A 22244-nucleotide genomic window follows, 5' to 3' on the forward strand; every position below is an offset into this window, starting at 1 on the left:
CGGCTCCTCCTTTCGCGGCCAGGCGATCGACGGCAGACGTATGACGCGTTCCGTATCGGCTTCAGGACGCGTACGTAAAAAGAAAGTGTACGGTTTCGGTGCTTTTCGCCGCGTTCGCCGACGAAACCGTTGCTCGGTTCTGACTGACTGGTTGACGGATTGTCATCTTGGGCATGCATGTTGCTTTCTGGCATCGAATCGCGGTACGGGCGCCTTCGACGTTGTCTCTCGGTCCTGTCCGCCTCATTTCCGAGTTGGCTCGTGTGAATTTCCTGCGCGCGCCGCGCGCCCGTCGAAGTTTCGCTTGTGCGCGCGGCAAGCTGGGGTATACTGGCCTGCAACAACTTCATAGAACGAAATGCGTTGACGAGGACAGTAGGGACGAACCCATCTTCAGAGAGCCGGCGGATGCTGCGAGCCGGTGGTGGGCGGCCTGAACGCCACCTCCGAGCAGTTCGGTTCGAACGTTGCGCGGCTCACCCGGACGATCTTCGGGAACCCGCGGGCAAGTAGGCTGAACCGGCGACTCCGTTATCAGTCCGATTGAGATAGGCCGCGCGTCTTCGTCGCGTCGTATCCGCTTTCCTTCTGAGGTCCTGGTGCAGCTTACGTGCAACAGGATTTTTTTATGGTCGGACTCGAAGGAAGGAGCCAGATGCAGCTGAGAAGCGAAGCCGTTACCGCCGGCGTGGCGCGCGCCCCCCACCGCAGCTTGCTCAAGGCGGACGGCATCACCGACGAGGAGCTGAAGCGCCCGCTCGTTGCGGTGTTCAACTCCCGAAACGACGTTATTCCCGGACACAACAACCTGGATAAAATCGCCGAGGCCGTAAAGGCCGGCATCTACATGGCGGGCGGCGTGCCGTTCGAGCTTTCGACCATCGGGGTGTGCGACGGCATCGCCATGAACCACGACGGCATGCACTACTCGCTCGTGTCGCGCGAGGTCATCGCCGACAGCCTGGAATGTGCCGTGCAGGGCCACGCCTTCGACGCCCTCGTATGCATTCCCAACTGCGACAAGATCGTGCCGGGCATGCTGCTGGGCGCCCTGCGCGTGAACATTCCCACGGTGTTCGTGTCCGGCGGCCCCATGCTGGCCGGAAAGCAGCCCGGCGGCTGCGGCCCCTCCACCGATCTCAACACGTTGTTCGATGGCGCGGCTGCCGTTCAGCAGGGATCCATGACGATTGATGAGCTCAAGCACTACGAAGACACGGCGTGCCCTACGTGCGGCAGCTGCTCGGGTCTGTTCACGGCGAATTCCATGAACTGCTTGTGCGAAGCCCTGGGCATCGCCTTGCCGGGCAATGGCACGGTGCCGGCGGTCTATTCCGAGCGCATCCGCCTGGCGAAGCACGCCGGCATGAAGGTGATGGAGCTGCTGGAGCGGGGCGTATGCATGCGCGACATCGTGAACGCCGCCGCCGTGCACAACGCCATGGAATGCGATATGGCGTTCGGCGGCTCCACGAACACGGTGCTGCATCTGACGGCCATCGCGCGCGAAGCGGGATGCCCCGTGACCATGGACGACTGGGACGCTGCAAGCGCGCGCACTCCGCATCTGGTGAAGCTGCAGCCTTCGGGCCCGCGCCCGCTCAGCGACCTGTACGAGATGGGCGGCGTGCCGGTGGTCATGCACGAGCTGGCGAAGCTCGGGCTGCTCGATCGTACGGCCGTGACGTGCATGGGGCCGATGGACGACTATCTGGCGTCGTGCACGAAGCCGGCCGACGGCGAGGTGTGCCGTTTGCACGACAACCCGTTCTCGCCGGTGGGCGCGCTTCGGGTGCTGCACGGCAACATCGCGCCTGACGGGGCCGTTGTCAAGAAGTCGGCGGTCGATCCGTCCATGATGAAGCACACGGGACCGGCGCGCTGCTTCGACAGCGAGGAGGCGGCTTGCGCGGCGATCTACGCGGGCGAGATCGTTTCGGGCGACGTCGTAGTCATTCGCTACGAGGGCCCCAAGGGCGGCCCGGGCATGCGCGAGATGCTCACTCCCACGTCGGCCATTTCGGGGATGGGCCTGTCCACGAGCGTCGCGCTCATCACCGACGGGCGCTTTTCGGGCGCGACGAAGGGCCCGGCCGTCGGGCACGTGAGCCCTGAAGCCGCGGCGGGCGGGCCTATCGCGCTCGTTAAGGAAGGCGATCGGGTGACGGTGGACATCGAAGGCGGCGCGCTCACCCTGCACGTGAGCGACGACGAGCTTTCCCGGCGTCGCGAGGCGTTTCGCCTTCCCGCGCCGAAACACGATCATGGCGTGCTCGCGAAATACGCGAAGCTCGTTTCATCTGCGGACAAGGGGGCGTACGTCTCATGAGCGAACGAATCGAAGAACGCGATGCGCACGAGCCTGCCGCGTGCGGTGCGGCGGGTCGGCAGAAAGCGTCGGCACCGCGAGCCGCGGCCAGCGCGGCTGCGGTGGGCGCTCCGCGCGGGTTGGGAAGCGGCACTGCCAAGCAGGGGGCCACGATGATCGCGGCTGAAGCGGTGATCGCCTCCCTCGAGGCCGAGGGCGTAGACGTGGTGTTCGGCTATCCGGGCGGCCAGGCCATCAAGATGTACGACGCGCTGTACGATTCCCAGCAGATCACGCACGTGCTGTCTCGGCACGAACAGGGCGCGGTGCACGAGGCGGACGGGTACGCCCGCGCCACGGGCAACGTGGGCGTGGTCATCGTGACCAGCGGGCCGGGCGCCACCAACACGGTCACGGGCATCGCAACGGCCTACATGGACAGCGTGCCGCTCGTGGTCATCACGGGCCAGGTGCCGCGCGGCGTGATCGGCACGGACTCGTTCCAGGAATCGGACATCGTGGGCATTTCCATGCCGGTGGTCAAGCACAGCTACCTGCTGCAGTCGACCGACGAGCTGACCCGTACGTTTCGCGAGGCCTTCCATATCGCCAAAACCGGGCGACCCGGCCCGGTTCTCATCGACGTGCCAAGCGACCTTGCCTCCGAAAGCATGGTGTTCTCCTATCCCGACGAAGTGAACCTGCCGTCCTACAAGCCTACGTATCGCGGCAACGCCAAGCAGATCAAGCAGGCTGTGGCCCGCATCAAGCAGGCCGAGCGCCCCGTGCTGTACGTGGGCGGCGGCATCGTGTCGTCCGGCGCTTCCGACGAGTTGATCCGCCTGGCCGAGCTCATGCAGATTCCCGCGGTCACCACGCTTATGGGCAAGGGGGCGTTCCCGGCTTCGCACAAGCTCAACCTGGGGCCGGTGGGCATGCACGGCTCCAAATACGCCAACCTGGCCATGACGGAAAGCGACCTGATCATCGCTGCGGGCGCTCGTTTCTCGGACCGCGTCACGGGGAAGCTCGACGAGTTCGCGCCCCGGGCCGACGTGATCCACATCGACATCGACCCTGCCGAGATCGGCAAGGTCCGCGAGGTGCAGATTCCCATCGTGGGCGACCTCAAGGGCGTTTTGGCCGGCATCGTGGCGGCGCTCGAGAAGGAGAACGCCCAGCCTGCGACGAGCGATTGGGTCGAGAAGATAGCGGCGTGGCGCTCGCGTTACCCGTTCTACCATCCTGATCTGAGGGACAATCCCGAAGAAATCGTGCCTGAGGTGGTCATGCGAAAGCTGTCCGCTCTGCTGGATCCGCACAAGAGCATCGTGGTCACCGAAGTGGGCCAGCATCAGATGTGGGCGGCTCAGAGCATCGATCGCGAGGCGCCGCGCACGTTTTTGTCGTCGGGCGGTTTGGGCACCATGGGATTCGGCTTTCCGGCGGCCATCGGCGCGGCCATCGGCTGCCCCGAAAAGCGCGTGGTGTGCGTGGCCGGCGACGGGTCGTTCCAAATGAACAGCCAGGAAATGGCCACGGCCGCCGTGCACGGCACGCCGGTGAAGGTGCTCATCATGGACAATCGCTGCCTGGGCATGGTGCATCAGTGGCAGCGGCTGTTCTACGAGGGCCGCTACTCGGCTACGCTGCTGGACGCGACGCCCGATTTCGTGAAGCTGGCCGACGCGTACGGTTGGCAGGGCGAGCGCGTGGAGCATCCCGATCAGCTGGATGCGGCGCTTGCGCGCATGCTGGAGGCGCCGGGCCCCTATTTGCTCGATGTGGCCATTTCGCGCGATCAGAACGTGTATCCCATGGTGGCGCCGGGCCGCGCGCTCGACGAGGTCATGGGGGCGATCGACGTGGCGGTGGGCGCCGTGCGCATCGACGTGCCCGCAGCCGGGCAGAAAGGGGAGGGACGATGAGGCACATCTTGTCTGTTCTCGTGGAGAACAAGCCCGGCGTGCTCTCGCGCGTGACGGGGCTCATCTCGCGGCGCGGCTTCAACATCGAGTCGCTGTCCGTCGGTCCCACCGAAGATCCCACCATGTCGCGCGTGACGGCCATCGTCAAAGCCGACGAGGTTGCGTTCGAGCAGATTACCAAGCAGCTTCACAAGCTGATCAGCGTGCATAAGATCACCGACCTCACCAACGACGCCGCCATCGAGCGCGAACTGGTGATGTTCAAGGTGAACGCATCGCCCGAGCGGCGCAGCGAGATCATCGAGATCGCCAACGTCTTCCGCGCGAAGATCGTCGACGTGGGAAGAAGCTCGCTCACTATCGAGGCCACCGGCGACGAGAACAAGCTCAAGGGCATGGAGGACCTCTTCCGCGCCTACGGCATCAAGGAGATCATCCGCACCGGCAAAATAGCCATGTCCCGAAACAGCAAGGACGTGTAGCTTTTCGCAGCTTTTCCGAAAGTCCAAGCAAGGTACCATCAGCCAATAGAAAGGAAAACGAACATGGCTGTTACGATCTATCACGAGAACGACGCGAATCCGCAGCTCATCCAGGACAAGAAAATCGCCATCATCGGTTACGGAAGCCAGGGCCACGCCCATGCGCTGAACCTGGTCGATTCCGGATGCGACGTGCGCATCGGGCTGCGCGAGGATTCTCGTTCGCGGGGGAAGGCCGTCGCGGCGGGCTTGCAGGTGATGAGCGTGGCCGAGGCAGCCGAGGAAGCCGATCTCATCATGATCCTCACGCCCGACGAGACTCAGGCGGCTACGTACGAGGCCGAGATCGCGCCGCATCTCAAGGCGGGCGACACGCTGGCGTTCGCGCACGGCTTCAACGTGCACTACGGCTACATCACGCCGCCCGAGAACGTCGACGTGATCATGATCGCGCCGAAGGGTCCGGGCCACATGGTGCGCCGCGTGTTCACCGAAGGAGCGGGCGTGCCGTGTCTTATCTGCGTGCACCAGGACGCATCGGGGCAGGCCAAGGACGTGGCGCTGTCGTACGCGTGGGGCATCGGCGGCGCGCGGCCCGGCGTGGTGGAGACCACGTTCAAGAACGAGACCGAAACCGACTTGTTCGGCGAGCAGGCCGTGCTCTGCGGCGGCGTGACGGCGCTCATCAACGCCGGCTTCGAGACGCTGGTGGAGGCGGGCTATCCGCCCGAGATGGCGTACTTCGAGTGCTTCCACGAGATGAAGCTCATCGTGGACCTCATGTACGAGGGCGGCATGTCCAACATGCGCTACTCCATCTCGAACACGGCCGAGTACGGCGACTACTACGCTGGGCCGCAGGTCATCGGCGACGAGGCGAAGGCCGCGATGAATGATATCCTCGCGCGCATCCAGGACGGCAGCTTCGCGCACGAGTTCATGGAAGATTCCAAGAACGGCCAGAAGTGGCTGCAGGAGCAGCGCATGGAGCACGGTAATGCTCCGATCGAGGAAGTGGGCGTGGGCATTCGCTCGATGTTCAGGTTCGCGCGCCACTAACCCGGGGCGCTGCGCGTCTTCAGGGCGGGCGTGGCTTTTCATGCGAGGACGCGAAACGCGGGCGGCGCAGGCACGAGCTTGCGCCGCTCGCTTGCGTCTGGCGGCGTGCGCCCTTGTGGAGCGGGCGCGCCTGGTCGGGCGTCGTCCGGCAAGTGCGCCCGCTTGCGATCGTGCGCGGGCGGACCTTCGTTGCCCGCGTGCGACTACTCTCGATCGGCGGCGCACGTTCGCGCTCGGCGTCGCGCGCCCTCGACCGGTCGCACTTGGGAGAATTCCGCTCGATGGGCTCCTGTTTGCTCGGCCGTTCCGGGTTGCGCAGCAAATAGGGCGTTCGCTGGCAGGTTTTCACGGTTTGAGGTTGTTGGGCGAGCCTTCGTGGGTGCACACGAACAGCTTGCATCGTATCACCCCAGTTCAGGGCTTTGCGCCGATGCGGTGAATGTTGGAATGCACTTGTGGCGCGTCGCATGACGACCTCAAACCGTCAAAAACCGCCAGCGAACGCGATTTTGCGAGCGCACGGCCCTCTCGCGGGTGCGGGGCGCGCCCGTGGGCTCGCGTTCGCGGGCATGCGGTGCGCCTGTGGGCATGCGGTGCGCCTGTGGGCATGCGGTGCGCTCGCGGGCTGCGGTGCGCCCGTGGGCATGCGGCCCGCTCGCGGGTGCGCGGCACGCGCTCGTGGGCATGCGATCCCCCGCGCTTGCCGACTGCCTCGTCGCAGCGCGGGCGGCCTTCCGTCGTTTCCGTGGCGTTGCTTGTTCGCCCTTGCGCCCGATCGTACACTGCTGGTATGAATTCGACTATCAAAGACATCGAGCGCGTTGCGATGGCGTGCCTGCGGCGCATGTGCGCCTGGGTTGCGCGTCCGTTCGACAGCTGGTATCGATGGGGGATTCCCGTGCTTCTGTTCGCGGCGTTTTGCGCCGCGCTGCCCGCCTGGGTCGGCCTGGCCTTGTTCCTGCCGCTTTCGGTTGCGCTCTCGCTGAAGACGGCATGCGCAATGCGGCGCATTCATAACCTGGAGCTTGTCGACGTCGTGGAGCGCAACGGGGTGGACGAGCTTGACACCGACCGCGATCGCGTGCAGCGAGCGTGGGTCCTCAGCTGCGGCTCCATCGTGGCGGCGACGGTGTTCGCGCTGATCGTTCGCGCGGTGCTCTCGCTTTTCCCGGGCGTGGCGATTCCCTCTACGCTTGCCACGTACCTGGCGTTCGCCGCGGTGCTCATGGGCGGGTTTTTACTGTTCTACTTTCTTGCGCTGCGGTTCGACGGCGCCTTTCTGCGCGGCATGGCCAGCGTGTCCGTCACGTTGCCGGCGTTCTTCATCATCGTGGCCGTTGCCAGCATGCTGCTTTCCTGGGTCATGTCCGTAGTGCAGGATTGGGGCCTGTCCGCCGAAACCATGCTGGCGGGCGGGTTTTCCTGGCTGTACCAGGTTCAAAGCGTTCTGAAGGTGGCTACCGACTACTTCTTGCAGCAAGATCCGCTGATCGTGGGCGCATCGATCGTGTTCGCGGCGCTTTTGCTGCTGCTGTACACCTATACGGTTCCCCAATACTGGATGGGCAGCGTTCGCTGGTGGCTCAAGGGAATGGGGCTGGCGGCGGCGGTGTTCTCGGGCGCGGCCATCGTGTTCGCGGGGGTGTGGGTGTCCGACGTGCAGCAATGGGTTGCCTCGAGCGAAGGCCGCGCGCTGGACGCGAGCCTTTTGGGAGGCCAGGCTGCGGCGCTTTCAAGCTATCGGCGCGAGGACATGATCGCGCTCGTTCGGGCGCTGGTGCTGCCCTATACGGTGGGCGTGTTCGTGGCGAATGCGGTGCTCGCGTGGCGAAGGGCCGTGGCGAAAGAGAAAAGCGACGCGATCCTCGATGGGTTCGCCGAATCGGGGCGCTTCGACGAGCGGAAGATCCCCCAGATAAGAAAACGCTACCTGTACTATTGCGGCAACCGGGTGCTGTGGGACGTCGCGATGCGCTCCATCGGCCGCGACGTGCCTTTGCCCCATCCGTTCGCCCCGCGCAAGCTGACGCTCAAAGAGCGTCTTACAGGCGAACTTGACGATGCCGCCGGACGCGGAAAGGCCTCGTAGCGGCCTTCTTGCGGACGAAATGCTTCGCTCGCTTGGTTTCGGTCGCAGCCGTCGTGGCTCGGTGCTACTATAGGCCGCATCGAGACAAGGGAGGCTGCTATGAAGACGAAAACGTTTGGGAAGCTGTGCGCGTGCGTGTGCGCAACGGCGCTCGCCGCTTCGGTGATGGTCGGATGCACGGGCGCGCAGGGAGCTTCGCAGGAGCCGCCGTCGCTGGTCAACGGCGTGACCGACCAGCAGGAGATCGTGTACTGCCTGTACTTCGGGCTGTACGACAAGGATGCCGGCAAGCAGGTGCTTACGATGGACGAGGCGAAGGACATCCTCATCCCGCTGTTCGTCGAAGCAGGGTCGGGCTACACGGTGTACGAGGCTGAAGGCGGCTATGCCGCCGAAGACGGCACCATTATCCAAAACGATACGCTCGTGTTCGATAGCGTGCACGGAAGCGACCAAGCGGTGATCGGCCTTATCGAAAAGGCCAAGGCTGCTCTGAACGTCGAGAGCGTCTACTGCGAATCGAAGGCCGTCGGGTACAAGATGTACGGCGGCGTGATGTCGAACGTGGAGTAAGCTGACGGCGCCCGGCGCCCGGCGGCGCGGGACGGCGAGGCGAGGGCAGGGCGAAGGAAGCGTCGCCCCAGTAGTCGCCCGGTCGTCTTGCGGCGCGCCCGTTGCCCGCTCTGGCGCTTCGCCGCCCTTGGCGCTTCGGTCGTTTCGTTCGTCTTGCTCCGTCCCGCCAATGAAACGTGCCCGGGCTGCGCAGCCCGGGCACGTGGCGGATGGCCGCGCGAATGCCCGCGCGGACCGAGTGGATTGATAAAGGGGAGTTACTTGCCCTGCCAAACCGGCGTGCGCTTCTCGACGAAAGCGGCCGGGCCTTCGATGCCGTCGGCGGTCTTCTCCAGGAAGCGGTACGCGGCGTCGGAGTAGCGCATGGCATCCTCTTCGGACATCTGGTCGGCGGCGTGCACGATGTTCTTCGTCCACTTGAGGGCGAGGGGAGCGTTCTTCAGGCACTCTTCGGCCAGCGCGATAGCGCGGTCCATGACCTCTTCGGCCGGCACGACGTAGTTGATCAGGCCGAGAGCCTTGGCCTCGGGAGCCTTGATCTTCTTGCCGGTCAGCAGAAGCTCCATGCAATCCTTGCGGTTGATGTCGCGCGCCAGGCGCACGATGCCGCCCGTGGAAGCGATGATGCCCAGGCCAACCTCGGTGCAGCCGAACTTGGCGTTCTCGGCGGCAACCACCATGTCGCAGGACAGGGCGATTTCCATGCCGCCGCCGGCCGCGGAGCCGTTGCATGCGGCGATGACGGGCTTGGAGCACAGGCGCGCGGTCAGGCCGCCGAAGCCATGCTCGGTCACGGTCTGGCACTCGCCGCCTTCGCTCAGCTCGGAAAGATCCTCGCCCGCGCAGAACACCTTGCCCGTGCCGGTGACGATGATCGCGCGCACGGCGGGATCGGTCTCGGCGTTGTTCATGATGTTCTCCATGGCCTTGGAGGTGACGCCGTTAAGGGCGTTTGCCACGTCGGGGCGGTTGATGCGGATGATCAGCAGACCGTCCTCGCGAAGTTCGGATACGACGGTGTCGGTACCATAGTAATCTGCCATTGCTCCTCCTTGACTGGTTGCGATTTCGCGCGAAGCCGCGCGTGGCGCCGAGCGATGTTCCGCACGTGATTCGGCTCGATTGCAGCGTGCCGCCGTCGTGTTTTACTCGCTCGAACAACTGCCCTGAATACTAGCGATCGCAGCTATGCCGTTGCATCGCAAGGCGCATGGTAATTCGGCGATACTTAAAAATCGGTGCATCGCAAAAAAAGTAGTAGGGATACGTAATGATGCCATTGATCAGGGGCTATGAAACGCGTTTGCGCAGTGCTTCCCGCGGCGGGGGCGCGGCGTTGCGCCGTGGCGCCGCGCGGGCGATGGAACCTGCGCGGACGGGCGCGCAGGCATAGTCAAATTGTAAGTAATGATGCTTTCACGGCGATCTTGCGATGACGCCGCGCGGCGAGCGGTGCAAACTGCTCTCAACGCGCCGAATCCGCCGCATGTTCCCCTCGAAGACGGCGGGTCGCGTCCGAACGCTTTATAAAGGCAAACGAGAAGGGAAAGGTACAGGATGAAAATCGTTGCTGCTTTCAAGGTGGTTCCCGACGATCAGGACATCCAGGTGTCCGCGGACGGCTCCCTGGATTACTCCAAGGCAAAGGGCATCGTGTCCACGTACGATCTGAACGCTCTCGAGGCCGCGGCGCAGCTGGCCGCAGCCAACGACGGCTCCTCGGTGGTTGCGATGACGGCGGGCCCCGCTTCCATCGACGACTCCAAGCTGAAGAAGAACGTGCTGGCTCGCGGCGTGGACGAGCTGTTCATGGCCGCCGACGATGCATACGCGAACATGGATGCCCGCGCGACGGCGGAGGCGCTGGCTGCTCTGGTCGGCAAGGTGGGCGCGTTCGACCTCATCCTGTGCGGCGACGGCTCCGCTGACAACTACGCGCAGCAGGTCGACGTGCAGCTGGCTGCGAAGCTGGGCCTTCCTGTGGTGAACGGCGCAACGAAGATCGAGGCGCAGGGCTCGTCGCTCATCGTCGAGCGTACGCTCGAGGACGTCGTCGAAACCGTCGAGGTGCCCCTGCCCGCCGTTGTGTCCGTGTCGCCCGATATCGCGCTGCCCCGCATTCCCGGCATGAAGGACATCCTGGCTGCCGGCAAGAAGCCGATGAACGTGGCCGGTGCCGAGGCGGCTGTCGACGGCGCTATCGACGTTGTCTCCTGCAAGGCTCCCGATCAGGCCGACCGCAAGCTCGAGATCCTCGACGCTTCGGCTGATGGCGCGATCGAGCAGTTCGCTGCAGCCCTCAAGGCCGCCCTGTAGGTTCCGTCTTCCGATAATCCGCTGTCCGAGAGAAAGGCTAGCATACCCATGAAAGCACTTGTTATTGCCGAGCGCGCCGACGCTGCCCGCGAGCTTGCTGCCGGAGCCCGCACCATGGCCGATGAGGTCGTCCTCGTTTCCTTTGGCGATGCGCCCGCTGCCGTTGCCGACAAAGTTGCGAAGGTGTCCGTACCCGAAGGCTCCGTTTTGGACGACGCCGCCGATACCGTGATCGCCGTGTTCGACGCCGAGCAGCCGAGCGTCGTGCTGGTCGAGCCCACGCGTCACATGAAGACGATCGCCGGCCGCCTGGCCGCGCATGCGGGCGCCGCCGTTATCACCGACGTCATGGAATTCGCCGCCGACGGCGCGAAGAGCCTGTACTTCGGCGGCGTGGCCGAGCGCGTGCAGAAGGCTGTGGGCGACGTGGCCATCTACACGGTTTCCGCTGGCGCGTTCGAAGGCGCCGAGGCAAGCGGCGCGAACGCGGTCGAGGACGTGGCCTGGGTTGCCCCGGCCAATCCGGTGAAGCTCGTGTCCTCCAAGCCCATCGAAAAGAGCGGCGTTGACCTGGGCAAGGCTGACGTGGTCGTGGCTGCGGGCCGTGGCTTCGCGGAGGAGTCCGAGCTTGACTTGGCTCGCGCGCTGTGCGAAAAGCTGGGCGCCGGCCTGGGTTGCTCGCGTCCGCTGACCGAGGGCGTGGACTGGCTTCCCACCGAGACCTACGTTGGCGTGTCCGGCCTCATGCTGTCGCCGAAGGTCTACGTGGCTTGCGGCATTTCCGGCCAGATGCAGCACATGGTGGGCTGCAATCGCGCCGGCACGATGTTCGCCATCAACAAGGACAAGAACGCGCCGGTCTTCAAGCAGTGCGACTTCGGCCTGGTGGGAGACATCAAGGATGTACTGCCGGCTTTGACGGCAGCGCTGTAGAAAGCTTCGATCCGCGGGAGGGCTCATGGAGGCCTCCCGCTTCAAGAAGCTCGAACCTTGCTGGTCAGGCGAGCGAGCGGGCTTTTGCGGTGAAGCTGGTGTGTTGTTGATTTTCATAAGACGAGAAAGGATGAAAGGTGTCTGAGACCGATTTCGACATCATCGTCGTGGGGTCCGGGTGCGCCGGGGCCGTGGCCGCTTACGTGGCCGCGTCCGCCGGCAAGAGCGTCCTCGTGGTCGAGCGCGGCAACTTCGCCGGCGCCAAGAACATGACGGGCGGGCGGATCTACTCGCATTCGCTCAAGGAGGTCTTCCCGGACTTCGAGCAGGAGGCGCCCCTCGAGCGCAAGATCACCCACGAGCGCATCGCGCTTCTGGACGCGCGCTCGAGCATGGCCGTCGACTTCACGAGCGACGAACTGGCGGAGGAAGGCAAGGACTCCTACGCCGTCCTGCGCGCGCCGTTCGACCAGTGGCTGGCCTCGAAGGCCGAGGACGCGGGCGCCGAGTACATCTGCGGCATCGCCGTGGAGGAGCTCATCAAGGACGAGGCGGGCCGCGTGGTGGGCGTGCGCGCGGGCGAGGACGAGATCACCGCGCAGGTGGTCATCCTGGCCGAGGGCGTGAACCCGCTTTTGTCCGAGAAGTGCCTGGGCAACCCGCGCCCGAAGGCGAACGAGATGGCCGTGGGCATCAAGCAGGTGTTCGAGCTGCCGGCCTCCCAGATCGAGGACCGCTTCCTGTGCCCGGAGGGCGAGGGCGCGGCGATGCTGTTCGTGGGCGACTGCACGCACGGGAACGTGGGCGGCGGCTTCCTGTACACCAACAAGGACTCGATCAGCCTGGGCCTCGTGGCCACCATCTCCACGGCGGCCGACGCGTCGAACCCGTACCCGGTGTACCAGATGCTCGAGGACTTCAAGAACCACCCGGCCGTGGCGCCCGTCATCCGCGGCGCGAAGCTGGTCGAGCACTCCGGCCACATGGTGCCCGAGGGCGGCTACAACATGATCCCGAAGTACGTCTTCGACGGCTGCGTCATCGCCGGCGAGACGGCGGGCCTGTGCATGAACATGGGCTACCAGGTGCGCGGCATGGACTTCGCCGTGGCCAGCGGGCGCATGGCGGCCGAGGCCGCGGTCGAGGCCATCGACAAGGGCGACGTCTCCGAGGCGGGGCTGTCCTCCTACAAGGCCAAGATGGAGGACTCGTTCGTCATCAAGGACCTGCGCACCTTCAGCAAGTGGCCCCACGTCATGGAGCACTGGGACTCGATGTTCACCGACTACCCCGCCATGGTGAAGGAGATCTTCAACGCCATGTTCAGCGTGGACGGCGCGCCGCAGAAGCCGCTCGTGAAGCGCATGATGCCCATCGTGAAGAAGCGCGGGCTGTTCAAGCTCGCTCGCGAAGTGAGAGGAGCGACGAAGGCCCTATGAGTGCTATTGCTGACATCACCGTCAACGTCGACGAGTTCCTTGCCCTCGACAAGTACGAGGTGGACGAGGAGAACGCCCACATCGAGCTGGTGGACGACCCCGACGACGAGGAGTTCCTCAAGCTGGTGCGCGTGTGCCCGGCGGCCCTCTACAAGGTCGACGAGTCGGGTGCGAAGTCGTTCGACTACGCCGGCTGCCTGGAGTGCGGCACCTGCCGCATAGCCTGCGGGTCGACCATCGTGAAGAAGTGGGAGAACCCCCAGCCCACCATGGGCGTGGAGTACCGCTTCGGCTAGGATCGGAAATTCCCGCTCCGATCCCCGTACCGTTTCGCCTGACCGGGCCGCAGCATCGCGCTGCGGCCCGGTTGCTTTTCGGCCTCGCGCGGTGCAAGCGCGATAGGGAGGGGAAGGACGATCGCAGGCGCGCAGCTGGTTTCGGCGACGTTTCGCAACGGTTCCGAACGGGTGCCAAAGCCGAAGCGTTCGCTGCTGCGGTGCCGCATGCGCGTACAGTGAGGGCTCGATGAAAGCCAGAGAAAGGAGCATCAAGCATGAGTACGCTCGTTGTGCTCGGGTATCCGAGCGAGATGGAGGCGAAATCCGCTTACCAGAAGATTCTCGATCTCGACAAGAACCTTATCGTGAGCTTGCAGTCCGTGGCGGTGATCGCCCGCCGCGCCGATGGCAAGTACGACGTGGTCACCCCCGATTCCAAAATAGGCACGTCTGCGGTATGGGGCTTGTTCTGGGGCGTTCTGTTCGGAGTGCTCTTCTTCGTGCCCGTGTTCGGCGCGGCCATCGGAGCCGGCATCGGCGCCTTGACCGGCGCTATCGTCAAGCACGGCGTAGACAAGGATTTCCAGGATCGCGTGCGCAACCTGCTTTCCGTCGACGACAGCGCCGCCGTGTTCATGGTGGTCGGCGGCATGACCACCGACAAGTTCGTCGAGGCCATCAGGCCCTTCGGCGGCGACGTGCTGCAAACGTCGCTCTCCATCAAAGACGAGGAAGAGCTCAAGCACGCCTTGTTCAAGAACTAGCCTCCGCTCTGGTTCCGCACTACGCGAAGCCGCCCTTTTCAGGGGCGGCTTTTTCACGATGCGCCGCGTGCGCCATGCGCTTCGCAAGTTCTCTGCGGCATGGCGGCTCCCATTCGCGCCCAAGTTTTTGAGCTCGCGTCGCGCGCGGGATCTGTGACGCTTGCGACGCTAAACCGTTTTGCATGTCCGTTCTTCCGTAAAACCTATTTCGCGATTGGTTGAGAGCGAATCATAGGCTACCATTTACCTTGGTAAAACGATCATGAAGAGAGGAAGCTGGCATGATGGATGAGAACAAGCTGGGAAACAAGATCACGACGCTGCGCGAGGCGCATCACCTGTCCGTGCAGGACCTGGCGGATCGTTGCAGCTGTGACGTTGAGATCGTCGAAGGTCTTGAGGCTGGAAAGCTGCCGCCCTCGCTTGCTCCGCTCATCAAAATCACCCGCGCGCTGGGCGTTCGCTTGGGCACGCTCATGGACGATGACGAGAACTTGGGTCCGGCGTACATCGATCGCGAGCAGATGATCGAGGTCGAGCGCGTGAAGTCGCTCCAAACAGCCAGCGATGCCGGCGATTTGAGCTACTTCAGCTTGGCGGCGGGGCGTCCGTCGCGCCACATGGATCCCTTCGTCATCACCGTCACGCCCTCCGGCGAGACCGACCATGAGCTGGTCGGCCACGAAGGGGAGGAATGGCTGTTCGGCATGGAAGGCTGCATCGAGATCGAGTACGGCAAGGAAGTCTACGTGCTGCATCCCGGCGAGAGCATCTACTACGACTCTATCGTGCCTCACCAGGTGCGCGCGCACGACGGGCAGAACGCCAAGTTCCTCGCCGTCGTGTACACGCCGCTGTAGGCCCGCCGCCTTCGCTGCCCGTGCTCGATTTACAACAAGGAAGTGACCTGCATGCCTGAACCCATTGCATCCGAAGCCCTTGCCGGCTCTGCGGATTATCCCTTGCATTCCGAAAAGACCATCGGCCGCTATTTCCGCGACCAGGTGGCCATCGACCCCGACCACGAGTTCGTCGTGTACCCGGACCGCTCCCTGCGCTGGACGTACAAGGATTTCGACGAGCGCACGGACAACCTGGCGCGCGGCCTGCTGGCCATCGGCATGGAACCGGGCGATCACCTGGGCGTCTGGGCCCGCAACATTCCCGACTGGCTGACGTTCATGTACGCAACTGCCAAGATCGGCGTGGTCATGGTCACGGTGAACCCCGTGTACAAAAGCCATGAGCTGGACTACGTGCTGAAGCAGTCCGACATGAAGGCGCTGTGCGTGATCGATGCGTACCGCGACGTCGACTACCTCAAGATCATCCGCGACCTGGTGCCCGAAACGCTCGCGCAGCAGCGCGGGCACCTGGAAACCGAGAACTATCCGTTCCTCAAGAACATCATCTACATGGGACCGGAGAAGCATCGCGGCTGCTACAGCGTGCCCGAACTCATCTTGCTGGGGCAGCACGTGCCCGAAAGCGCGCTCGAAGAGGCGGAGAAGCACTTCGACAACAACGACGTGGTCATGATGCAGTACACCTCCGGCACGACGGGCTTCCCCAAGGGCGTCATGCTCACGCATCGCAACATCCTGAACAACGGCTTCTACATCGGCGAAGGCCAGAAGCTCGGCCCCGAGGACCGCGTGACGCTGCCGGTGCCGTTCTTCCATTGCTTCGGCTGCGTGCTGGGCGTGATGGCCAACCTCACGCATCGCTCCACCATGATCATCGTGGAGGAGTTCGACGCGGGGCTGGTGCTGCAGGCCGTCCACAAGGAGCGCGCCACCGCGCTGTACGGCGTGCCCACCATGTTCATCGCCGAGCTGAACCACCCCGATTTCGATTCCTTCGACCTGACCAGCTTGCGTACGGGCATCATGGCGGGCAGCCCGTGCCCGCCCGAAACCATGCGCGAGGTCATGGACCGCATGTTCGTGAAGGAGATCACCATCTGCTACGGCTTGACCGAGACGAGTCCCGTGTTCACGCAGACCAGCGCCGACGACGACATCGTGCACAAGTGCGAGACGGTAGGGCGCAAGCATCCGCCCGTGCTGGTGAAGATCGTCGATCCCGAAACCGGCGAGGAGTGCGGCGTCGGGCAGCCGGGCGAGCTGTGCTGCAAGGGCTACAACGTCATGAAGGGCTACTACAAGATGCCCGAGGAAACGGCGCGCGCCATCGACGCGGACGGCTACCTTCATTCGGGCGACCTGGGAACCCTTGACGAAGACGGCTACTACCGCGTGACCGGACGCGTCAAGGACATGATCATCCGCGGCGGCGAGAACGTCTATCCGCTTGAGGTGGAGAACTTCCTGCTCACCATGCCCGGCGTGCTCGATGCGCAGGTGGTGGGCATTCCCGACAAGAAGCTCGGCGAGCTGGTGGGCGCGTTCGTTCGCGTGCGCCCCGGTTACGAGAACATGACCGAAGAGGACGTGCGCGCCTACGCCATCCCGCGCATCGCGCGTTACAAGGTGCCCAAGCACGTGTTCTTCGTGGATGACTTCCCCATGACGCCGTCCATGAAGGTGCAGAAGTTCAAGCTGCGCGAAATGGCTCAGGAGCTGATCGCAGCAGGGAAGTAGACGTTGCGGGCGTCGCCGTCCTTCGATCGCGTCACACGTCCGGTGGCGGCGAGGTGGTCGAGGATGGCGATGCCCTCCATGAGGATGCACCAGCGCTGCATGAGCGAGATGTCGTCCCAGCGCTCGTGCGGCACGTTCCAGCGAATGCGCCGCACCACCTGCTGGCCCAGCAGGCCCGGCTCGCGCTCGATGATGCCGACGGTTTCGTCGAGCCTTTCCAGATGATGGCGTTTCAGCCAATCGATGCGCTCGTGGAAATCGGGGCGGTTCTTGCCGTGCGATACCAGCAGCGTCTCGATTTCCATGTTGCTCACGCGATCGAGGCTGTCCAGGTACGCCTGCAGGCTGTCGGATCCGTCGGGGAACACGGTGACGCCGGGGGAGACGACGAACAGCACATGATCGCCTCCCATCAGCGTTTTGCTTCGCGGCTCGTACAGCGACAGGTGGTCGGGCGTGTGTCCGGGCGTTGCCACCACATGAAGGCGGTAGCTTCCAACGTCGATGACGTCCCCGTCGCCCACGACCACCGGCGCGCACCGATCGATGTCGATGACGCGCGGACCCGACACCGAGCGCACGAGCGCATCCGCATCCGCGCGCGGCACGCCCTCTTCCACCAGGCGCCGAAAGTCCTCGTGAAGCTCTTCCACGCCGCCGTCGCGCGCCATCTGCAACCCCTCCGCGCTCAGGTATACGGTTGCGTTCGCCGGGGCGATGCGGTCCACAAGGCCCACGTGGTCGTAGTGCAGGTGCGTCAGGAAGTACGAGGTTCTGGCCGGGTTCACGCCAAGCTCTTCCAGAGCCGCATGAAGCACGCGGTACCCGTCTTCGGTGGGGGCTCCCGTGTCGACTACCAGGGAGTCGTCGCCGTCTTGCACCAGATAGCAGTTCGTTCCGCTGGTGCTGATGTTGTCGAACGGAACTTCGATTTCGAACAGGTCGGGGTTCGTGCGGATGCGGGTGGCGTGCATGGCTTTCCTTGCGGTTTCGGGATTTGTTTCAGGTGAACGATACCACGAAATACGGGCCGCCACGGTATCGCCACGTTTCGCGTCTTTTGGGTAAAAACATCGCCCACGCGCACGGTTGCACGGCGTGGGGCGATGCTGCGGCGCGCCCCGTGCGTCCCTCAGGCGGCGCGGGACCTCAAGCGACGATCCTGCATGACAGGAGGATCCTGAGCAGATCCGTGCCGGCGGTCGAGGGGTCCTCCAGGTCCATCCCGCTGAGGGCTCGTATCCTCTTCAGCCGGTACGAAAGCGTGTTTCTATGGACGAACAGGGCCTCGGCGGCATGCGTGGCGCCGCATCCGCTTTCAAGGTAGGCCCGCGCGGTTTCTACGTACCGCGTGTCTTCGCGCGCATCGATGCGCGCGAGCTGCACGACGCGGTCATCGAGCAGCCAACGGGCGTCCCCGGTCAGGTTCAGGCGATCGGACAGGTCGTCGAACCAGCAATCGTCATAGAATCGGGTGACCGTGCGAAGATTCCGCCCGGTGGACGGATCGTCCTCGACGAGGTTCAGGGCGAAGCTCGCTTGCTGCGCGGCGGTGCGCAGGAAGTGGAAGTCGGAGAACACCGACGAGAACCCCGCCAGAAAGCGCGCCGGCAATCCGTCGTCGGCCGCCGGTTCCTCCAGGCGCTCGCGCATTTCGTCAAGCGGGTAGTCCTTTTCTCGGGCGACCATGAGGTAGGCATCGTCTTCGGCCTCGAGGAACCGGGCGCGCGGGTACCGCCGCTCGATCCGCCTCAGCGTTTGGCGGTGGGGCCCTTCCGAGCGCTCGCTTCGCGCCGATCCGCTGAAGCGGCAGACGTAGTACGGGTCGTCGACGGACCAACCGAACTTCGAAAGCTCGTAGGCCAGCACGCGCCCGCGTACGGCGTTGCCGGCAAGCAGTTCGTCGATCGGGTTCTTCGAGGACTTGTCAAGCTGGGGGTAGATCTGCCGGGGGAGGATCAGCACGAGCAGTCGTCCCAGGTGATCCGCGAGCACCAGGTCGCTTTGGGTGAACGGTGCGTTCGCGTCGACCAGCTCGAAGCAGCCGTGGTACGCGCCGTCGTGCAGCAGGTTGCGAACCAGGTAGGAATGGCCGGTTCGGGGCGCGTTCTCCACGAAGTAGGCCCGATCGCAGTGGAAGGCGTTTTCGGAACTGCTCATCCAAAGGTCGAAGTACAGCTCGGTGGGGCACACGCCCGTTTCGATGGCGGTCGTCCAAAGCTCGTCATGGAAGTCGTTCGGAAGGTGCCCGGCGCACAGCACGTAGTACAGCGCGGAATCGGACACCATGAGGGGGTTGCGAAACGCCGTGGCCGCCACGTCCATGACCTCCTGCAGCGACGCGTCGCGCGCCATGGCCTCCAAAAGCGATTCCGACCAGGCATCGAGGCGCATGCGAAACTCAAGCAGCCGCGCCAGCAGCGCGCTTGCCTGAAGCGTTCGGGACGGGTCGGGCACCAGCACGGCAGGCAGCGGCAGCGCATGGGTGTCCGGCAGGTCCGGGCCCAAGATCAAAAGCGCCCCCTTGTCGAACGCTTCGAGATCGACCTGAGCGAGCGTTTCCGCCTCTGCGATGAACAAGCTTCCCGCCCGAGGCCCGCTGGCTTTTTCGAGCAGTTCTATTCGATCGAGGTCAAGGTGCGTCGAGTGGTCGAACAACGCGACGGGGGAGAGGTCGGCCAGTTCGTCCCGCACAAGGTCAAGGTTGAAGCGCATAGTGCCTCCTTCGAGCCGAAGCGCTGCCGGGCGACCGGTCTTTTCCGCCCTTCGAACGGGGTTCAAGGCTTGCGGATCGCTCGGTGAAACGCGGTGCGATTCGCTGCCCGCTCTTTGCTACAGCATCTTTTCACCTGGGATGATACTCCCCTTTGTTCACTATGCACAAAGCTTGGGCCGCGTATTTCGGCGGATGGAATAAAGACGCGTTCCCTCATGTTTCCTACACTGCGGCCTGGTGCGGGTTGCGCGACGGACGAGGGCCAGGGGGACGGCACGGCGTGCGAAGGGCTTGGCGCAACCCGAATGCAAGCAAGACGATAGGAGAAGTACATGGAGTTGACGAGGCGCGGTTTCCTCGCGGGGTCCCTCGCCGCCTGCGGCTTGGTCGCGGCAGGGGCCGACATGTTCACGCCCGATAGCTGGCTTTCGCCCGCAGCGGCGTACGCGGGCATCGGCCCGTCGGGCGCCGAGCGCGCGGCGGCGGGCGAAGAGCATACGGCTTGCACGTACCATCAGGAGCATTGCGGCGGCATGTGCCCGCTCAAATGCACGGTGCGCGACGGCCGTCTGGTGAAGGTGGAACCGAACACATGCGTGGACGATCGTTACGAAACGATCTGCTTGAAGGGCATCTCCGAGGTGCAGCATATATACGGGGCAGGGCGCGTGCAGACGCCCCTCAAGCGGGTAGGCGAGCGGGGATCGAACGAATTCGTGCAAGTAAGCTGGGACGAAGCGCTCGACGACATCGTTTCGCGCATCAAGGACATCCAGCGCGATCACGGCAAGCAGGCGGTCATGGTCACCTCGTCGAGCGAGGCGAGCATGCCGTTTCTCGCGTCGCTGCTGGGCGCGCAGACCGGCGGCAATGCCGGCATCGACGTGGGGATGGGCAACGGCTTGGACCCCGCCATCGGCTACGGAGGCGGTTTCGCCATGGCCACGGGCGAGGCGCGCGATTGGGTGAACTCCCGCATGGTGCTCATGGTGGGATGCAACTTCTGCGAGTCCAGCTTGCCCCAGGTTCGCCTGTTCTTCGAGGCGAAGGAGGCCGGCGCGCGCATCGTGTCGGTGGACCCTCATTTCTCGACCACGGCCGGCAAGGCCGACGAGTGGGTGCCTATCGAGCCGGGCACCGACGCGGCCCTGTTCCTTGCCATGACGTCGGTGATCCTCGACGAAGGGCTGGCGGATCGGGCGTTCATGGCCGCCCACACGTCGCTGCCCTTCCTGGTGGATGCTTCGACGGGGCAGCTCGTGCGCCAGCATGCGGAAGACCCTCAGGTGGAAAAGCCCCAGACGGGCGCTGAAAACCCGTTCTTCGTCATCGATTCGGCTACGGGCCGGCCCGCTCCCTATGACCAGCCGGGCGTCTCGGCGGCTTTGTCCGGCGAGGTCGTGATCGACGGCGTGCGCGCCCGGACCGCCTACGACGTGCTGGTCGAAACCCAGAAGGAGTTCACGGCGGCATGGGCCGAGGGCGTCACGGGCGTTCCCGCTGAAAAGATCGAGTCGCTTGCGCGCGCGTACGCCAAAGGACCGTCGTCGCTTGCGCTAGGATGGGGCGGCAACGACAAGATGGGCAACGCCGATATCGCAGGTCATGCCGCAGCAGTGCTAGCTGGCGTGACCGGGAACATCTGCAAGCCCGGCGCGAATGTCGGCGTGTTCGTGGGCGGATGCTGGAACGGCCATTCCACAACGCTGGGATCGTGGAAGCTGCCGGATTCCCTGGCTCCCTCTGAAGACGAGATGGCGGCTTACGACATGCGCACGAAGCCCAACAGCGTGAGAGCCTACATCTGCTGCGGCGACTTCATGGCCCAGCACTTCGCCAACATGTCCAAAACCGAGGACTGGGCGCGCACGCTCGACCTGATCGTGTCGATCGATCCGTACTTCACCGAAGGCGCCAAGTGGGCCGACTACGTGCTGCCCGCCACGACGCGCTTCGAGCTCGATGCCGAAGTGGGCGCCGTGAAGGTGGGGTACAACCAGATCGTGCTGCAAAACAAGGTGATCGACCCGCTTTTCGAAGCGCGCACCGATTTCTGGATCCAGAAGGAGTTCGCGAAGCGGCTCGGCTGCGAGGACGCGCTGCCGAAGGACTCGACCGAGCTGGCGTCGGTGATTCTCTCGGGCGCCGAGGATCCGCGGATCGCCTCCCTTACCATCGACCAGATCAACGAGCACCACGGCACGTGGCCCCTGCCCGGCATCGAGAAGCCGCGCCAGGAGTACGCCGACTTCGCGTTCGACACGGTTTCGGGAAGGCTGGACCTGTACTACCAGAACCTCGTGCCTTTCGGGCAGGGGCTTCCCCAATGGGAGCCGACGCTCGAGGCGAACGCGCAGAACCCTTTGCGCAGCGAGTTCCCGTTTCAGCTGGCCAACGTTCGCACGCGCTTTCACATCCACAACCAGTTCAACGACGCGAAGTGGATCCAGCAGTACTTCGAGCCCACGCTGGACGCGAATCCCGCCGATCTTTCCGCGCGCGGCCTGGCTACGGGCGACGTCGTGGAGGTGTTCAACGACCGCGGCAGCTTCGAGGTGCGCGTTCACGGCAATCCTGCCATTCGATCGGGGTCGGTTCGCCTGGTGGAGGGCGCTACGGCCGATTACCTGGCGCGCGGCAACCTGCAATCCGTTACCAACGATGCTGCGGTAGAGCGCGGCGACGAGCTGCTGTGCGGCCCGGTCATCCCGTTCTCCGACACGCTCGTCGAGATCAGAAAAGCGTAAGGGGGCAAC

At 64.3% G+C, this 22244-nt stretch carries 17 protein-coding genes; 14 read left to right on the plus strand and 3 right to left on the minus strand.

Annotated features, from left to right (window positions below):
- Positions 1–655: 655 nt before the first annotated feature.
- The 6 genes from ilvD to LG373_RS03545 all read left to right on the plus strand — a co-directional run bounded on the left by ilvD (position 656) and on the right by LG373_RS03545 (position 8439).
- The gene (ilvD, locus tag LG373_RS03520; protein ID WP_225749042.1) at positions 656–2329 is read left to right on the plus strand and encodes a dihydroxy-acid dehydratase; all 1674 of its coding nucleotides are present in this window, start codon (positions 656–658) and stop codon (positions 2327–2329) included.
- A 152-nt stretch (positions 2330–2481) separates the two neighbouring features.
- Entirely contained in the window at positions 2482–4236 is a 1755-nt protein-coding gene (gene ilvB, locus LG373_RS03525) for a biosynthetic-type acetolactate synthase large subunit (RefSeq protein ID WP_225749201.1), read from the plus strand.
- Positions 4233–4718: an acetolactate synthase small subunit gene (gene ilvN, locus LG373_RS03530; RefSeq protein WP_114566962.1), complete on the plus strand. Its 486-nt coding sequence runs from the start codon at positions 4233–4235 to the stop codon at positions 4716–4718. The genes ilvB and ilvN overlap by 4 nt, the downstream gene beginning before the upstream one ends.
- A 63-nt stretch (positions 4719–4781) precedes the next feature.
- Positions 4782–5777 (plus strand): ketol-acid reductoisomerase, encoded by a 996-nt coding sequence (gene ilvC, locus LG373_RS03535; RefSeq protein ID WP_114566961.1) that lies wholly within the window; start codon positions 4782–4784, stop codon positions 5775–5777.
- 790 nt (positions 5778–6567) lie between these two features.
- Positions 6568–7866 (plus strand): hypothetical protein, encoded by a 1299-nt coding sequence (locus LG373_RS03540; RefSeq protein ID WP_225749043.1) that lies wholly within the window; start codon positions 6568–6570, stop codon positions 7864–7866.
- A 99-nt stretch (positions 7867–7965) separates the two neighbouring features.
- A complete protein-coding gene (locus LG373_RS03545) occupies positions 7966–8439 on the plus strand; it encodes a hypothetical protein (protein WP_114566959.1) in 474 nt (157 codons plus the stop codon).
- Positions 8440–8696: 257 nt separating this feature from the next.
- On the opposite strand, the gene LG373_RS03550 is transcribed toward LG373_RS03545, so the two are convergent.
- A complete protein-coding gene (locus LG373_RS03550; protein WP_114566958.1) occupies positions 8697–9482 on the minus strand; it encodes an enoyl-CoA hydratase/isomerase family protein in 786 nt (261 codons plus the stop codon).
- 514 nt (positions 9483–9996) lie between these two features.
- Between LG373_RS03550 and fixA the strand changes: the two genes are divergently transcribed.
- The 7 genes from fixA (at position 9997) to LG373_RS03585 (ending at position 16772) form a co-directional block, all read left to right on the plus strand.
- Positions 9997–10755 carry a putative electron transfer flavoprotein FixA gene (gene fixA / locus LG373_RS03555; RefSeq protein WP_114566957.1) on the plus strand — a complete coding sequence of 253 codons (759 nt, stop codon included), beginning with the start codon at positions 9997–9999 and terminating at the stop codon, positions 10753–10755.
- A 48-nt stretch (positions 10756–10803) separates the two neighbouring features.
- Positions 10804–11688 (plus strand): electron transfer flavoprotein subunit alpha/FixB family protein, encoded by an 885-nt coding sequence (locus LG373_RS03560; protein WP_225749044.1) that lies wholly within the window; start codon positions 10804–10806, stop codon positions 11686–11688.
- A gap of 137 nt (positions 11689–11825) precedes the next feature.
- On the plus strand, positions 11826–13127 hold the full coding sequence (locus LG373_RS03565; RefSeq protein WP_114566955.1) for an FAD-dependent oxidoreductase: 1302 nt from the start codon (positions 11826–11828) through the stop codon (positions 13125–13127).
- Positions 13124–13423: a ferredoxin family protein gene (locus LG373_RS03570; protein WP_114566954.1), complete on the plus strand. Its 300-nt coding sequence runs from the start codon at positions 13124–13126 to the stop codon at positions 13421–13423. Before LG373_RS03565 ends, LG373_RS03570 begins: the two co-directional genes overlap by 4 nt.
- Positions 13424–13680: 257 nt before the next feature.
- The gene (locus LG373_RS03575; RefSeq protein ID WP_114566953.1) at positions 13681–14169 is read left to right on the plus strand and encodes a DUF1269 domain-containing protein; all 489 of its coding nucleotides are present in this window, start codon (positions 13681–13683) and stop codon (positions 14167–14169) included.
- A gap of 281 nt (positions 14170–14450) precedes the next feature.
- A complete protein-coding gene (locus LG373_RS03580) occupies positions 14451–15029 on the plus strand; it encodes a helix-turn-helix domain-containing protein (protein WP_114566952.1) in 579 nt (192 codons plus the stop codon).
- A gap of 51 nt (positions 15030–15080) precedes the next feature.
- Entirely contained in the window at positions 15081–16772 is a 1692-nt protein-coding gene (locus tag LG373_RS03585; RefSeq protein WP_225749045.1) for an AMP-binding protein, read from the plus strand.
- Here the strand turns inward: LG373_RS03585 and LG373_RS03590 are convergent.
- Together LG373_RS03590 and LG373_RS03595 are read right to left on the minus strand one after the other, a co-directional pair.
- The gene (locus LG373_RS03590) at positions 16745–17746 is read right to left on the minus strand and encodes an MBL fold metallo-hydrolase (RefSeq protein WP_216529732.1); all 1002 of its coding nucleotides are present in this window, start codon (positions 17744–17746) and stop codon (positions 16745–16747) included. The two genes, LG373_RS03585 and LG373_RS03590, sit on opposite strands and share 28 nt — an antisense overlap.
- Before the next feature lie 175 nt (positions 17747–17921).
- Positions 17922–19487: a CdaR family transcriptional regulator gene (locus tag LG373_RS03595; protein ID WP_216529731.1), complete on the minus strand. Its 1566-nt coding sequence runs from the start codon at positions 19485–19487 to the stop codon at positions 17922–17924.
- A gap of 333 nt (positions 19488–19820) precedes the next feature.
- On the opposite strand from LG373_RS03595, the gene LG373_RS03600 reads away from it, so the two are divergent.
- Positions 19821–22235 (plus strand): molybdopterin-dependent oxidoreductase, encoded by a 2415-nt coding sequence (locus tag LG373_RS03600; RefSeq protein WP_216529730.1) that lies wholly within the window; start codon positions 19821–19823, stop codon positions 22233–22235.
- Positions 22236–22244: the final 9 nt, after the last annotated feature.

Source organism: Paraeggerthella sp. Marseille-Q4926, from assembly GCF_916618935.1.
Lineage (GTDB): Bacteria > Actinomycetota > Coriobacteriia > Coriobacteriales > Eggerthellaceae > Paraeggerthella > Paraeggerthella hominis.